The organism is Rhizobium mulingense (assembly GCF_029194105.1).
Taxonomy (GTDB): Bacteria; Pseudomonadota; Alphaproteobacteria; order Rhizobiales; family Rhizobiaceae; genus Rhizobium; species Rhizobium mulingense.
The window spans coordinates 1-15,180 of sequence record NZ_JARFVE010000020.1; the positions used below are offsets into that span (position 1 = coordinate 1).

The 15,180-nt window shown below is 56.1% G+C and carries 11 protein-coding genes; 1 reads left to right on the forward strand and 10 read right to left on the reverse strand.

The window, feature by feature from the left end:
- A partial coding sequence (locus PYR71_RS28765; protein ID WP_275621710.1) for a transposase occupies window positions 1-730 on the forward strand: 730 nt, incomplete at its 5' end.
- 200 nt (window positions 731-930) lie between these two features.
- Here the strand turns inward: PYR71_RS28765 and PYR71_RS28770 are convergent.
- From PYR71_RS28770 to PYR71_RS28815, 10 genes are all read right to left on the reverse strand, one after another.
- The gene (locus PYR71_RS28770) at window positions 931-1,491 is read right to left on the reverse strand and encodes a hypothetical protein (RefSeq protein ID WP_275621711.1); all 561 of its coding nucleotides are present in this window, start codon (window positions 1,489-1,491) and stop codon (window positions 931-933) included.
- Window positions 1,492-1,604: 113 nt separating this feature from the next.
- Window positions 1,605-2,276, reverse strand: coding sequence for a transcriptional regulator (locus tag PYR71_RS28775; protein ID WP_275621712.1), 672 nt, complete (start codon window positions 2,274-2,276; stop codon window positions 1,605-1,607).
- A 713-nt stretch (window positions 2,277-2,989) separates the two neighbouring features.
- Window positions 2,990-3,469: an NUDIX domain-containing protein gene (locus PYR71_RS28780; RefSeq protein WP_275621713.1), complete on the reverse strand. Its 480-nt coding sequence runs from the start codon at window positions 3,467-3,469 to the stop codon at window positions 2,990-2,992.
- A 1,986-nt stretch (window positions 3,470-5,455) separates the two neighbouring features.
- Window positions 5,456-5,725, reverse strand: a complete 270-nt coding sequence (locus PYR71_RS28785) for a hypothetical protein (RefSeq protein ID WP_275621714.1) — start codon at window positions 5,723-5,725, stop codon at window positions 5,456-5,458.
- Window positions 5,726-5,892: 167 nt separating this feature from the next.
- Window positions 5,893-7,827 (reverse strand): polysaccharide lyase family 7 protein, encoded by a 1,935-nt coding sequence (locus PYR71_RS28790; protein WP_275621715.1) that lies wholly within the window; start codon window positions 7,825-7,827, stop codon window positions 5,893-5,895.
- Window positions 7,828-8,211: 384 nt separating this feature from the next.
- On the reverse strand, window positions 8,212-9,360 hold the full coding sequence (locus PYR71_RS28795; RefSeq protein ID WP_275621716.1) for an alginate O-acetyltransferase AlgX-related protein: 1,149 nt from the start codon (window positions 9,358-9,360) through the stop codon (window positions 8,212-8,214).
- A gap of 13 nt (window positions 9,361-9,373) precedes the next feature.
- Window positions 9,374-10,810 carry an MBOAT family O-acyltransferase gene (locus PYR71_RS28800; RefSeq protein ID WP_275621717.1) on the reverse strand — a complete coding sequence of 479 codons (1,437 nt, stop codon included), beginning with the start codon at window positions 10,808-10,810 and terminating at the stop codon, window positions 9,374-9,376.
- A 221-nt stretch (window positions 10,811-11,031) separates the two neighbouring features.
- Complete coding sequence (locus tag PYR71_RS28805; RefSeq protein ID WP_275621718.1) at window positions 11,032-12,222, reverse strand: AGE family epimerase/isomerase; 1,191 nt, start codon at window positions 12,220-12,222, stop codon at window positions 11,032-11,034.
- A gap of 15 nt (window positions 12,223-12,237) precedes the next feature.
- Window positions 12,238-13,614: a tetratricopeptide repeat protein gene (locus PYR71_RS28810; RefSeq protein WP_275621719.1), complete on the reverse strand. Its 1,377-nt coding sequence runs from the start codon at window positions 13,612-13,614 to the stop codon at window positions 12,238-12,240.
- A gap of 131 nt (window positions 13,615-13,745) precedes the next feature.
- A complete protein-coding gene (locus tag PYR71_RS28815; protein ID WP_275621720.1) occupies window positions 13,746-15,167 on the reverse strand; it encodes a phosphomannomutase in 1,422 nt (473 codons plus the stop codon).
- Window positions 15,168-15,180: the final 13 nt, after the last annotated feature.

A 15,180-nucleotide genomic window follows, 5' to 3' on the forward strand; every position in this document is an offset into this window, starting at 1 on the left:
GCAATACGAGGGGTATCTGCGACGTGAAGAGGCAAACGCTGTCATTCGTGGGCTCGTCGGCGAAGGTGTGCCCATCAAGGAAATCGTGCGCAGAACCGGGCACAGCCGAAAGCTGGTTCGCGGCGTTGTTCGTGGTCAACGGACCGACATCTTCCGAGTCCGGCAAACGTCACTCGAACCACATCTGCCGTGGCTCGAAGCGCAATGGGATGCCGGATTACGAAATGGCGCTGAACTGTGGCGTCAGCTTCGGCTGGCTGGGTTTGGCGGAGGTCTCCGCGTTGTCACGGAATGGGCAACACGACGAAGGCGGGCCGAAAAGGCCGAAAACGGGCTCGGCCACGCGCCGGCGGCACGCACCATCGCCCGCCTGATGACACTTGAACGCAACAATTTGACCAAGGCTCAAACGATGACGGTTGCTGCGATCGAGGAGCGACTACCAGACCTTGTCGAGGCCAGAGATGTCGTGGAGAGCTTTCACGAGATGCTGCGGCGCAAGTCTAAAGATGATCTGGACGCGTGGATCGACCGCGCCGCGACAAGCTTGGTCGCGTCATTCGCCAACGGAGTTATCCGCGACAGAGCAGCGGTTCAGAATGCAATAACTTCAATCTGGTCGAACGGCCAGACAGAGGGCCAGATCACCAAGCTGACACTCATCAAGCGCCAGATGTACGGGCGCGGGAAACTCGATTTGCTTGAGGCACGTATCGTGGGAGCACCCTGATGTCATCGAGATTGCGTCAGACCCCCGTTACAAAGCCGATTGACACCATTGATCCCGTGAACCTGAAATACGTGCTTGGCGATATCCAGACAAATTGTGGTAATCTTCTCCATGGACGGCTCTCCCTTATGTGACTTTCGACAGCCACACTTTGGCACATTGCGATGCCGGGAGCGGAGGCCGTCCACCACATCAGGTCATCACCGTTCAAACCGCTCCAGCATTTTTCTCAGCTGTTCGTTTTGGAGCTTTAGCCTTCTGGCGAGCTGCCCCCTGAGCAGCCTGATCTCTTCATCCAGGTTTATCTCGTTTGCGGTGTCGTTGACCCGGATGGCCTGGGGAGTGTTTGGAACGGCTAACGCTTTCTTGCCGCGGCTTCTTTGCTTACGCGGTGCGACCTCGACAGCTTGAACGTCCACAGCACGAAGCGCAGCGATGATGTCCGTACCTGTCTCGCCGGAAAGAGCTGGATGAGCAGCCTGCACGACTCCGGCATCTTCGATTTCGACTTTATCCTTGCGATCATTTTTAGCTTCTTCGGAAGGCACAGGCTCTGTGAAAATTGAAGCGGATCGATCGTGGTGTGTCGCATCGCTTGTCGGTCGACCCTCGCTATTCAGGCTCTCCTCGGCAATCGTTTCAGTCGGATCAGCAATTTGCGAAGGACCGCTTTTCGTAGCCTTCTCGGTCGCGCCGTTTTCTCGCCCCTGTTCGCGTCTGGGTGAGATCAGTCGGACAAGAAATTTCCACGGAGACGACATCTCTCTGACCTCGCTTTTATTCCGCAAGAAGGGTGCGAGTTTTCGTTCCAGTAATATACACCGCCACCAAACTGTGTTGCCCCGATATGTAAAAAGTGCGTCCGATGATTATGTCAGTCGAGCTTGAGCCGTTTGCGCAGATCGGCATTTTCTGCACGAAGCTTTTCAGCCAGAAGCTTGCGCAGTCGCTGATTTTCCTCTTCCAACTGCAAGAGATCCGCCATCTCATCGATCGCTGTTATCGGCGCGGCCGAGGTGATCTGTGCGGGCTTTGGAGCACGGCGAACACGCGTACGTTTAGCACTCGACGCAGCTTCGATCACCTTTGCCATGCGCCCTCTCCTCTTCCCGCCACCGGCACCGGTCAGCGTCGCCGCCGGCTCTGCCGTAGCGTCAGCTGACGACGTCTCGAGCGCCGCCGCTTTCTTGGCGCGGGGTTTGCGCTGTTTCTTCGGCGCAGTGGGTGTTTCAACAACGGTCGGTCCATCGGCCTTGGTTGCCGTATCAGTCTCGTCGGCCATGCTCATCTCCTGTGTATCTGATACAGTTGTTGATGCCCCAAGAGACGGTGTCAACAACGACTTGCCGTCAGGTTCCGGGAAAGACATTTCACCGTCAGATTTGCCACGCTGAGAGCTATCTGATGGATGCCGCGATGTCTCTTCCACAAGGTCGCGAGCGACTGACTTTAGATCCATGTTGCCCCTGATCGAGTTTGACTTGGGATCGAGTTTTCGCCTGCCGTTTTTGTACTCGACGGCAAAACTGCGCTGCGCTTTTTTCAATATAAGAGGCCTTGAAAATTATAGGATGGTTTGCTGATGTGCGGTTACATCACGAATAGCGCCTACCGGACCACCCGTCTATGGGCATGCTCGTATCAGATCGAGCGCACCATTTCGAGAGTAGAGCTTGTGGCCAATCGAATGTGGGCTGAGGGCGGCTTATACGCTCAAAGCTCTTGAAAGAAAACGGCGCCAGTAGTTAGTCGCGAGACATTTTCACAGGGTTCCCGACGATCCATAATGCGATCTTCTTGGCCCAGAACGCGAACATCCTCGAAACAAGCCGTTAATGGCGCTCGTGAAGAACAGCTTCCCCCTGCCCCGCAATGGTAGGAGTGCCCGTTGGTCCTGAAGCTGAATCCCACCACCCGCCAGCGTGTCCACGTTCGATCACCCGTTGGCTTCATCGCCTCCACCAAGTTAGCCGCTGCCACTCTCCAGACTAGCCTTCACAGCTCATCCGTCTCAAGCGAACAGCCTTCGAGATCGATTTCGTCAAAAACCAACTCAGCTACTGCATAAGGAGGCCGATAAACCAGCCTGCAGCATTTGCTTTCTCATAGATGTGTTCGGCTCACTCAAGATGAGCACGGATCGCGACTCTATCTTCACGCGATCGCCGAGCGTGTGGCGTGGCGTCGGCCGGTCCATGGGCGATAAGGCTCGAGTGGACGGATGCCGATCGGGTTGGCTCGATGCTGGCGAGCGTGCGTTCACCAGTGGTGGGCGGACAGCTGTTCGCCGCGAAGTTCGGCCAGACGGCGATGAGTCGCCTCGGTCGTTCCGGCGGGCAGGCTGTCGAGTGAGAAGAAGCCACTGTCGGAGATTTCCCAGTCCGGCGGCCGCGGCGATGTCTGCTCAACGGTCACCCGGTAGAACACGACATGATCGCGCTTTGTGATCTTGTTATTGAAATAGACCTGGACGAGTTCCGGCTTGCCAACAATCGTCAAATTGCCCTCTTCGCGGAGTTCATTGACCAGCGCTTCTTCCGCCGTTTGGTTGCGCTCCAGCCCGCCGCCGGGCATATGCCATCCGTCGATATAGCTATGGCGCACGAGAAAAATTCGCCCCTCGGCATCGAAGCAGGCGGCCCTGACGCCCATCGTCATGCCGCGGGCGAAGGAGAAATAGACATGCAGAAGGCGCAGGGCCGTCCTAATATGAAGGGGTTGCTTTTCTTTATCCACCATCGTTCCGTTTAAGCTTTTCATCGCGCGAATGAGTTTGATTTTTCAATAAGCTGGTCTATCTCTCGTAGCATCTTCAAGATCGCATATTTCCGACATCCGCTTCGGACCTCGCCCCTGTTCTTTTCTAGGAGCTCTTGACATAACGGCTTCTGTGTACAGCATCTAAATGGAAGCAAGCGTCTTTTAATCCCCTCCCGAACCAACAGGGCGCTCGACGACCTTATGTCGGAGCGCCCTGGCCTGCGTCGCCACGAGTTGCGTTTTCGGTGACGCAGTGCGGAGCAAATCACGATCGGCTTAACTGACGATGACCGACGGCATCAGCCTTCTGGTTAGGCTCACTTATCTTGCCGCTATTTGGACTGATTCGAGGACCACAGCGATGGCCCCGGCATCCGGAGATGAAATCAATAAACACGACTAGTTGCGATCTACACCGAATCAGTATTCAAGCCGAGGCGGCTTTTGCAATTCGTACTGGAAGATCAATATTTTCTTCATCTAATGCTGACGTCTCGAGATTTTCCGCGGATTTAAGGTTTATTTCATCGATGCAAGACGAGCATATGAGCTCTTCACCATCGATCCTCTTGCTATGACCACAGCGAAGGCATGGGCGTTTACGCTTCGTCCAACCAAACAACATAGAAACAGTTCCCCCTATTCGCCAAAATGTCACAAACTATCGCCAATATTATAATCGCAATGCATTACCGCCCTCCCTATAATTTCCCTCGCATTTTTTGGACCTGAGCGCCCATATGCGGCTTTTGGAAAGCGATGCTCTCGTACACATGCGATCTGGAGAAGTTCTTTCGGCGGGAAAGGTAAAGGCCAGCAACGCCTGATCGAGTCACTATTTCCGACTTGTCGGCACATGGCCGAATGAATATCGATAGGACCTGATCTTCCCCGTCGACGTGCGGAGAATAAAAAGCGAATAGTTTCTTGCATTTCCGTAAATACGTTATCTCTTGGAAAGTTTCAAAGGAAGCACCAATGCTGGACCGGGCGCTCGTGAGCCCGTGCAGCAGGAATATAACCTTATCTCAAATCGTCCCCAGCAAATCCCTTTAGCCAACGGAATCCCAATAGACGGGACTGCGGCCGCACCCTTTGTCTACAAACAGTAATTGCAAATTTCCTCGAAAAGTCGAGTCTTGCTGCGGACTTTTTTTGGGGTTAAGCCGAGATCTAGGACGTTAAGAACAGCGTTGACGGCGCCTTGGATGAAGTTTTTGTCTTAGCTGACTGTGACTTTAGCGATTGTGAGCTGTTAAAATGAGCGGTAGTACCTACTTAAAGCAGCTATTTGGCTTGGATACATCTTCTGATTAAAGATTTAACCGCGGCGTCGCACGTTTCTACGTTAACTGCGTTAGACAAATATTGTTGCCGAATGGCAAAGATACATGCATATGCCAAACCGCAAGCCAGCTGATGATGGTCGCTTTGGGATCTATGATTAGCTGTTTCTCCGGAGGTTAGTTAAACTTCCCACCTCACGGGCCCTGGTCTTCCAGTGGCCCATTTTTTGTCACTTCAACGGACTCGGCACGCGGCACAAGCGTGCTTCTTCCACGATCAGTGCCATCAACGCTCCGGGGCGCATCACTGGTCTCCGCCTTCAACGGCCCCCTTGCAGCCAACCTCGATCGGTGGGCGTGCCGACCTCGTCGCCGCTTGCAAAATGAAACGCCCGCGGGTTGTCTGCCGATAGCATAATGCGCAAACGCTGAGGTTTGAGAACGTGCCGATGAGCACGCCGGCAATGTTGGCACCTGCGGCCACAGCGGCTTCCAATATCGATAGCCGGAATTCTCAGAGGCATGCTCATCGGCGCGTACCTCATGCGCCGTGGCCGCGAATCCCTCTCAGCGCACATGTAGCGCGAGGCATCGACGCCGACGCAGAGTACGTCCTGCCGGACACCCAGCGGTGGCTCGAATCTCTATGTCTGCACAACGCCCTGCTGAGAAGTGGGCCTCAGTTGTATGTCCGTGGCGTTGACATCGGTTCGATCTTGGAAACTTTTCGTTGTCTCCGTATGCTCCGAACCTTCGTGTTTGTCGTGGGAATAGTGTCAAGCTGTAGCGCCTTGGAAATCACTGCACTCATTCCATCGGCACCGAGCTTTGCAAAACGAACCATGTCGATGCCAAGGATTGCGCTCACCCGATCGATATGTCTCGGTGCGGCAAGGTTTTCGATTTCTACAAGCGCCGCTTTCAAGTATGTCCTTTCCTGAGCCTTCATCTCGGATCCTCCTATCCGCTTGATTAACTTGACGTCTCCCCGCTTGCCTCACGCGCTCTTGCTGCTTGAGCATGGCACGGACGCATAATTGATTCAACCATTAATATTATCAGTTTCTAAAACGAGGCGACTACAGCAAGCCGGCGCTTGCTAGACGACCTTAACCCTCACAGCACGAAGTCTTCAGCCTGAAGCTTAAACACGCCGTCGATATGGATCGAAAAGTCGGCTACGCCGTCGCCGTTGACGTCACCATAGAGAAAGGTTTCGGACGACGTGTTCACGTAACGCAATTCTCCACTTTGTTTGGAGAATGTGTCTGTGCCAACGAAAGTGAATGCCTGGCCGCCGCTGACTGTCGTATTTGCATCGATGGCGCTCAGACTGATGATGTCGTGTTCGCTCTGAGAAAACTGGTAGATGTCGTCGCGCCCACTTGAATTCAGCGTCGATGCATCAAGCGAGAGGAAGACGAAGGTGTCGGTGTCCGCTCCGCCATAGAGGTTATCTGCACCCTCGTCAGCATAGAGTCGGTCAGCGCCTGCACCGCCGTATAGGGTGTCATTGCCGTCACCACCGACGAGTTTGTCATCCCCTGCATTGCCAGAGAGCTTGTCGTCATCTGCGTTGCCGTAAAGCGTGTCGTTACCATCGCCGCCGTCGAGCCTGTCGGCACCGCCTTGACCGACGAGCGTGTCGTCACCACCTTGACCATATAGGATATCCGCCCCATCGCCCCCATCCAGTCTGTCTGCGCCACCGCCGCCCTTCAGGTAATCAGCTCCGTCGCCACCGTAAAGCTTGTCGTCGCCATCGTCTCCGGCCAGCGTGTCGGCGCCTGCCTCGCCCTTGAGTATGTCGTCGTCTGCCCCGCCATGTAGGCTGTCGTCGCCGTCGCCGGCATAGATTATATCGCAGCCCGCGTCGCCATTCAGGTCATCGGCTCCAGTTCCCCCCGAAATGTAATCGTTGCCTTCACCACCGGTGATCTTATTGTCGCCCGCCTCCCCCTTCAGCGTGTCGCTGCCGGCTCCGCCATCGATTGCGTCATTGCCGTCGCCGCCATAGACGACGTCGTCGCCTGCTCCGGCCGCAATCGTATCGGCCCCATCCTGCCCCAGAATCTTGTCTGCACCTGAGCCCCCGACAATCCGGTCGTCACCTGCTCCCGCACGTATCTGATCGTCGCCGCCATAGCCGTAAATCACGTCGGCAAGCGCACCACCTGTGAGCACGTCATTGCCGATCGTGCCAGTCGAGTCGGCAAAATAGGAGCTGTCAGCAGCAACCACATTAACAGTCAGCCCGCTCAGCCCGCCGCCCGTATCATGAGAAAAATCGAGACCGTAAAACGAAACCTGACCGGCGCCCGTACTATTCGTCTCGTTGCTGCCGAGATAAGCGCCTGCCTTGAAATAGAACTCGTCAGCGTCCCATGCGGAATTAATCGCGGTTGCCGAAGTGTAAGCATCGCCGTCGGCGTAAATCACCACCGTCATTATGTGGCTGTGCACGTCGATCTTATAGGAGAACAGCTCGCCAATCGAAATTTGCGGCGTTTCACCGTCGGCGTTGATCAGCGCATAGGTCACCGAACCGCTCCCGCCTATATCGCTCTTCAAATAAATTTCACCGTTATCCCAATACAGCCGGGCGAGTTCGCTATTAATACCATGGACTTGGCCCACGACGATTCGGCTGTCCGTCTCCCCCGTGGAGATCCGCGGCGCCTCGTCGATCTTCAAGGTAGCCGTCATTGTGCCACCTTCTTCGAGCGTCCACGCAGCGAGTGAATTGCGATCCAATTCGCGCAGTTCTGACCGGGCGTTGGTCGTATCCTTGGTGACCGCCCCGTCGACTGTGGCACGAAACACCATCGCACCATCGTCGGCGGTATAGAAATAGGACGCGTGTTCGAAACCCGACAGATTTGGAACTTCGTATGCAGTGCCAGACGTGCCGCCGTCCTCGTCGATCGGCAAGCAGAGTTTCCAGCTAGTCAAATCAAAGTAGTCAGAGTTTCTTGCCACAAAAGCGTCCTTTAAAGTGGAGCACAGTTGGACGACGGGGATGCGGCCGGCGCGACTGTTCTGCAAGGACATTAATCGTGGGGAATCAACATATTATTTTAGCGAACGTTACAAATTGAGTAATCCGTGCGCAGCACGCAGATGAAACTCGCCACCCCGTGGATCCTCTGCAATCCATTGAGATCGCGTGTGTGTTATCAGCGGTCATGCCAAGTCTATTTGCGCGAAACGTATCCCGTTGGTGCGCGGCGACCGCTCCCTCTATGCTTCCACGTTCGTTAGTTTTTCGGAATGGCAGCAGGTTGGCCGGGAGCAGGATCGAAATGGCCTTTGCTTACAGCCATCCGATGCCGCTGGTCCCGTCCCCAGACCCTATCCATTCGCAGCGGACGGCTCCTTCAAAAGCGAGTAGTGGCGCGCGTCTGATAGCGATCCACGATATAGAAAGTCGATGAGTCAATAAGATACCTCATCGAAATACCGCAGCGGTAACTCCCAAACGATATATTTTAAGTTCGTCTGCTTAGGCAGCTTGTCGTTGAGAAAGGCGTCCATCGGGAGAAATGGACCTTTTCCCTCCTCGGCAAAGTTGATGACATCGACACTGGCATTTGCCTTCAGCTGAGCTTCGAAACTCCACCTTGCATCGGCAGTGTAGCTTGATCCAACCATTGCCACCTGGGGTCCGCCATTATCGTCGGACAGTAGATCGTCGAGGCTGGCACCGGCAGCCACCGCCGAAAGAGGCGTCAACGGTTCGCCCGGCATCGAGATGAGTGGCGAAAAAACCGAGAGCTTGGCGAATTTGTGAAGATCACCCACGTGGATCGTCCCCATCTCCGGCTTCAAATTGAATTCCTTGCGCTGTAGTCCATCATCGCCCGCTAGAATTTGGGCGACGGAGTGGGCGACGACACCCGCACCTCGTACCGTCCAATGCGTGTCGGACTTTAAGAAGACCGGCTCTAGCTCGCGAGCTTGCAGTAGAACGCTCCGCAGGTCCGGCACAGCAACGCGCAGGTCGCTCAGGCGACTGCGCACGTCCTCATAATAATGTTCACGCGACGACGACGCGGCGATCTTGCCAAGCTTGTCGCGATAGATGTCCGCCTTTTCCGGGATCAGCAGGAGAATAGGCTCGATGCCGACGCTCTTCAGCCTCTTAACAGAATTGCCGACGAACTCGAGATGCTTCTCAAGCATTTCGGCCGACCTGCGGTTCCAAGTGAACTCCTCGTCGGTGAAGAACCAGCCATCGCTTCCCTTGATCAGCCCTTTGCGAGCCTCGTCGAACACTGTAAAACTTATGGCGTTCAACAGACCGGTCGAAAAGTCTCTGATCGGAAAAACGTCCTTGTAGATTCGCTCAAGCGTTAGGGCCTCGCGGCCTTGGATGAAATCGGAGACCGGTCTTGGCTGTTGCCGGTGGTCGATCATTTCCTTGCTGAGCCAGAAATGGACGAAAGCGCCAAGACCGCAGACAAAAAGGATGAGAATCGAAACCGCCGGGAAATAGCCCGGCACCCCTTTGAGATCGAACTTGTCTTGCTCGGACGTCGGGACGGCTATTTCTTCGAGAGCTACGACGGAGTTAATCTCTTCCATTATAGGGATCTCCTTAGAACTGAAAATAAAGGAAGGGCGCATCACTGTCGGCGACGAGCTTGAGGATCGCAAGCAGACCGAGAAGGGTTGCCGTCACTCCCATTACAGCGGTCGCTGGCGGATGGTCGATCGCGGCGCTCTTCGCCAATTCCCGTGTCGTCCGTAATCCGAACATTTGACGCAGGCTCCGCTCGCTGAGCGCCGTTAAAAGGCCAACGACCATCAACGCCAAGCTGAAATTGCTAAATTCCCAGGCATAGTCGCTGCGCAATGAAATGCCGTTCAGCCCAATCATGCCAGCAAGCATGCTCGTTGCCTCGGTCATGTTGGCTGCTCGGAAGAAAACCCAGCCAATGACTACGAGTAGCATGGTGAATATCCAGGACGAAATCCGGAAGGGCGCGTTGTTCGGAACCTTGAGATAGCGTTCGATCGCCAGCCAGATTCCGTGCCATGCCCCCCAAATGAGGAAGGTCGTGTTCGCTCCGTGCCACAAGCCGCCGAGTATCATGGTAGCTGCCAGGTTTGAGTAGGTCCGGGCAATGCCTTTGCGGTTGCCGCCCAGAGAAATGTAGAGATAGTCGCGCAGCCAGCTTGACAGCGAAATATGCCACCGACGCCAGAACTCGGTGATGTTGACGGACCTGTAGGGAGTGTCGAAATTCTCGATGAAATTGAATCCGACCATCATACCAAGGCCGATCGCCATCGACGAATACCCCGAAAAGTCGAAATAGAGTTGTAATGTGTAGGCAATCGCGCCTAGCCAGCTTTCGGCCATTGTGGGATCGGGAATCGCGAACGCCGCATCGGCCACCGGGGCGATCGAATCTGCGATCAGAACCTTTTTCGCCAGCCCCGTCAGAAAGCGCATCGCGCCGTAGTTGAATTTCGACCAATTGTGTTCACGATCATAGAACTGTTCGGCCAGGTCGGAAAAGCGCAGCACCGGACCCGCTATCTGGTGCGGGAAAAAAGCAATGAAGGCCGCGTAGTCAACGAAGGTCCGTGACGGTTCCAGGTCGCGTCGATATACGTCGACGACATAGCTGATGTTGTGGAAGATGTAGAAAGAAATCCCTATCGGCAGCAAGACGTGCGGCAGCGACCAACTGTAGGCCTCGCCTTTATTGAACAGAAATGCGCTGCTTTCGGCAAAGAAGTTGAAGTACTTGAAATAGAAGAGCAGGCAGAGATCTGCGAGAACGGCAGCGACGAGAAGCACCTTCCGTCGCCTCTGTGTTTGCGCCCCATCCACCAGCAGCGCTGCACAGTAGTTGAATGCTGTCGTCGCGAGCATCAGGAGGGCAAAGTCAACCCGCCACCAGGCATAGAAGCAGTAGGAGCCGATCAGAATGAAATAGGATCTGTAGCGAACCGGGAAGGCGTAATAGAGCGCGAGAAAAAGAGGCAGATAGACGAAGATGAAGATGACAGACGAAAAGACCATGTCAGCCCCCTAACCCAAAGGGCTTTCGCTTGAGCGGCGACGGCGTAGGCAGGCGGCACGGTTCCTCCAGCAAGCGAGAACCGAGCGCTGGCGAAGGGCTTCGCCCTCGTGGTCAGCAGAAAGATCGATGGCCAAGGTAATATCCTCATTCGTGATTGCCGACAGGCTGCGAACGGAACCGTTCGCGCATCGGTTCAAAAGAACCGGCGAGGCGCCGGAGCTCACTGCAATTGTTTCAGGGTGTCGCGAACTTCGTAAATTGAGCAAAGAATGTGATAGAAGCTGCTGGCGGGAGCTGGCTCGTGCACGAACGTCCCGTCCGCGGACAGTTTGTCATACCAGAGCCCCGGAATTTCCGTGGCGAGAAATTTGCGCAGTGCAGCGCTGGCCCTTGTGGCCTGCCGCAGATAATTGGTTCGCTGCTCGCCATGGTTGACCTGGGCCAGCAGGGCGGCAGCCTTTAGCCACTCGGTCTGGGGCCAAAGCCGGGCGACGGGATCCGAAATGGAGAAATCGTCGAAAAGCCCCATAAACGCGACTTCCCGCTCCGTGCATACGCCATGTTTGACGCCGAGCTCAAAGAGATGTTCCGCGGCAGCGATTGCCGGCTGATTGCTACGCGCCATACCCCAGCGCGTGAGCAGCCAAGCCCATTCGAACTGATGACCGGGCTCCACAATCCGTCCCTTTTCGCCGGGAAACGGTGTCCAGTCGTGGTCGAAGAACTCCCTGAGAGCGCCACTGCCTCCGTCAATAAACCGCGTCATGGCCAGCTCTGCAATCTCGTCGGCTAACGCGGTCCATGGGGCCGGATCTAGCGCGACCCGCTCCCATGCTAAGCAAGCTTCGAAAAGATGCATATGCGGGTTGGAGCACAGCGGGAGCTTTGTCGGGCGGCCCTCATGGAAACCTCCTTCTGGGTGAGCGTACTCGGCCTTCAACGAGTGGAGCAGCGCACGGGCCTTTCCTTCCATTATCTCCTTGCAATCTTGGACCGACACCGCAAGATTTGCGAAGGCGAACAAGGCGAATGCCTGATTGTAAAGGTCAAAGCTCTCGTCGACCATGATACCCGTCGGCGACGCGACGCTGCCGAAGAACATGTCGTCTCGTCGATACACCCTCTCGAACCACAAAAATCCGTGCTGCACCACTTCACGCCAGTCGATGGAGGCATTGCGCGCACCTGCCGCGGCAAAGCAGTAGATTTGCCGCGGCTGCACTCTCGCTCGCCTGTTGTCCGCTTCGCACGGGGAACCGTCGAGCTGGACCCTTTCAAAGAAGCCTCCAGCGTGCCGGTCGTACCCCACTTCGAACCAGAGTGGCAGTGCGTTGCTATGCAACCAGTCATCCAAGAGAGAAACTTCAACCGAAAACGCGGCCAGAACTCGTGCGTACTCAGCATCTAACATTCGCCACCTGTCCCATTAGGTCTTCGATTTGAGATAGGTTTGTGCGAATGGGTCACCTTGACCCGCTGCCATGTTCAAATATTTCAGCGCCAGTTGTTTCGAATCTCGATCGCTTCCGTTTTCGTAGAGATCGACGCCCAGTTCATATTGCGACTTGGCATCACCGGAATCGGCCGCGCGTTGGAGCCATTTGACGCTTTCAATGCGGTTGGTTGGCTTGTAACCACCGATGCGATAGAGCGAGCTGAGCGAGCGGGCTGCCTCGACATCGCCATTCTGGGCCGCCTTGACGACACCGTCGAACAGAACGTCCGCCGCTTTCTGGCCGGGCTCCGCGCGCATTAGCTGGGAGATCATCAGATCCAGCGCCTCGGCCTTGCCCTTGGAATAGGCTTTGACGAGAAGGGTGTTGATCTCGTTGGGGTCGCCGCGCGTGCCAATGTAAATTGCCGCCAGTTCGTAGGAGGCATTCGGATCATTGTTGCGCGCTGCCGCCTTCAAGGGCGCCAGGATCTTTGCACGGTCCTGGTCCGTCTTGGCGCTCCGGTAGGCCTCAAGCAGCTGGTCCCGCGAAAGAACGTTGACGCCCGCGGCTGTCGCCACGCTGATCAGATAGGAACCTTCAATTCCGCCCGAGGTGGCGCGATAGACGCGCGCGGCTAGCTGGCCGGCGCCCTGCTTATCAAGCTTGCGCGCCAGCTCGAGCCAGGCATGACCGAGCTTTTGGTTAGCGCCGCCTTCGGTGCCGAGGTAGTGGACCCGCGCCTGGCGAAGGGCCCGGTCGGCCTTCGACGTCTTGTCCGCCCGGTCGTAATAGTCTGAGGCAAGCGTGACATTACCGGACTTTTCCGCGCGCTCGGCGAGGCTGCGGAATGCTTTTGTCGCGCCCGCTGCGGCGGCTTCGTTGAGCCATGCGTCGGCAGTGCCGAACTCGACACCGCCGATTTCGCGGCTGTCGATCAACTGCGCCAGCAGCAACCGCGTATTTGTATCCGACTTGTCGGCCGTCAACGGAAGGTAAACCGAACGCGCAATCATTCGGACGTCCTCCGGGCGATAAACGCCGTCAAGTTGCCCCTTGACAAGACGCCGGCCAGAGCTCGCGTCGCCTGCCAGCGCGGCGCGTTCGAAGGCCGGATAGGCCTCGCCGTTCTTGCCGCGATCGAGCATCAGATTGCCGTAGGCCCGGTTGTAGCGGACAACCTCGTCCTGGCCCTTGGCATTCTTCGCCGCGTAAGCCAGCAAAGATTCCGGGTTGCGCCGTGCCTTGAAGCCCGCTTTTGCGAAGCCGATCTGAACCTTGGCGTCGTCATAGGCGAATTTGGGCGATGTTGTGCACGCCGCAAGCGGGACCAGCATGGTGCCTATCAGCAGTGCCCTACTCAAACTCATTATCTGTTTCATTCTCAGTCCACCCCTCAACCGTTTAAAAGAATCCAACGATGTTTCTGCATCCATCGTTCATCGACATCTACCGACCACCACCAAAGCCGCCACGGGATTTTATCCCGCAGGCGAGCTGGTCATGGTGCGTTGAACCCCCGCAATAAATCCATCGCGATTTTAAGCACTTCCATTGCCTCTTCTGCGCTATCGGCTTCGACGTAGCATCGCATCTCCGGCGCATTCCCGGACGGTCTGAAATGGACAACACGGCCGTTGTCCAGCGTCACACGGAGCCCGTCGAGTTCGTTGATCTCGGAAAGCCTGCCCAAGGGGGCAACGAAGTTTTCTAAGTTGCCGCGGTTGGAACGCAGCCCCGTCATCAGAGTGGCGCTTCTCTCGGATGCAAAATCCTCGAGCCGGTCGGCTGCCGTTGATGGCAAAGCGAGGCCCAGCTTCAGCGCCGACAGCGACTGATGCGCCGAAGCGGCCGAGCCAAGCACTGCCAGGATAGGAAGGAAGCAATCACGCGTTGGCAATGGTTCCAGCGAACCGGTCGCCACTTTGAACGATGATGCGGTCAAGGTTCCGCCATTAGCTTCGAAACCGACTACTCCTTTGCCTCCGGCCATCGCCTCCTTCATTCCGGCGATGACAAAGGGAGAGCCTACCTTCGTGCGAATGACCCGCATTCCAAAGGTCTCGATGCCCGAATTGGACGTGACCGGAGTGACGATTGCTTCGGCACCGAGAAAGCGCGCCGCGATAAGACCGCAAATGTCGCCGTTGATCGGCACGCCAGTCTGGTCGGTAATTAGTGGACGGTCGCCGTCCCCGTCTGCCGAGACAATAGCGTCAAGGCTGAATTCACTCGCCCATTTCTGAAGCACCGCGACCGTTTGCGGCGAGACGGCTTCCGTATCGACCGGAATGAAAACGTCTGACCGGCCGAGCTCGATTACCTCGGCTCCGTAATGCCGCAATATGGCGCCCATCATGTCGCGGGCGACGGTCGAGTGCTGGTAGACGCCGACGCGCATTGCGGACAAGCACTTTTCCGGCAATAGTGTCCTGTAGCGCTCCATAAACAGCGCCGAGGCCTCTGCTGCCATCTCGGTTCCTGGTGCCGGGGCAGCAGAGGCCGGAATTTCCAGATCGTCTAATTCCTGTGCAATCGCCGAAATTTCCTGCTCGTGGGCTTTATCGATTTCACCGTCCGGGAGGTAAAACTTGATGCCGTTGCGATCGGCAGGAATGTGCGAGCCAGTGATCATCATCGAGGCCGCAGCGGTGCGGATTCCATAGAAAGCCAGCGCCGGGGTTGGCAGGTGGCCACAATCCACCGCTTCCAGGCCATATTCGCGAAGCGCCAGTTTGACATTGGCGGCAATCGCGGGGCTCGAATCGCGGAAATCGTAACCGACCAGCACGCGATCGCCAGATTGGGCGATCCTGTTTCGCAGCAGAAAAGTTGCAAACGCTGCGGCGTAGGTAAATGAAGGCTTTCCACTGAGGTCACTGGCTAGGCCGCGTAATCCACTCGTACCGAATTTGAGACTCAAGTTAATCTCCTGA

Bases quoted from the DNA above. Each gene is read 5' to 3' on its own strand.
- PYR71_RS28795 (WP_275621716.1), bottom strand. From the start codon at position 9,360: ATGGAAGAGATTAACTCCGTCGTAGCTCTCGAAGAAATAGCCGTCCCG.
- PYR71_RS28810 (WP_275621719.1), bottom strand. From the start codon at position 13,614: ATGAGTTTGAGTAGGGCACTGCTGATAGGCACCATGCTGGTCCCGCTT.
- PYR71_RS28780 (WP_275621713.1), bottom strand. From the start codon at position 3,469: ATGGTGGATAAAGAAAAGCAACCCCTTCATATTAGGACGGCCCTGCGC.
- PYR71_RS28805 (WP_275621718.1), bottom strand. From the start codon at position 12,222: ATGTTAGATGCTGAGTACGCACGAGTTCTGGCCGCGTTTTCGGTTGAA.
- PYR71_RS28790 (WP_275621715.1), bottom strand. From the start codon at position 7,827: ATGTCCTTGCAGAACAGTCGCGCCGGCCGCATCCCCGTCGTCCAACTG.
- PYR71_RS28785 (WP_275621714.1), bottom strand. From the start codon at position 5,725: ATGAAGGCTCAGGAAAGGACATACTTGAAAGCGGCGCTTGTAGAAATC.
- PYR71_RS28800 (WP_275621717.1), bottom strand. From the start codon at position 10,810: ATGGTCTTTTCGTCTGTCATCTTCATCTTCGTCTATCTGCCTCTTTTT.
- PYR71_RS28770 (WP_275621711.1), bottom strand. From the start codon at position 1,491: ATGTCGTCTCCGTGGAAATTTCTTGTCCGACTGATCTCACCCAGACGC.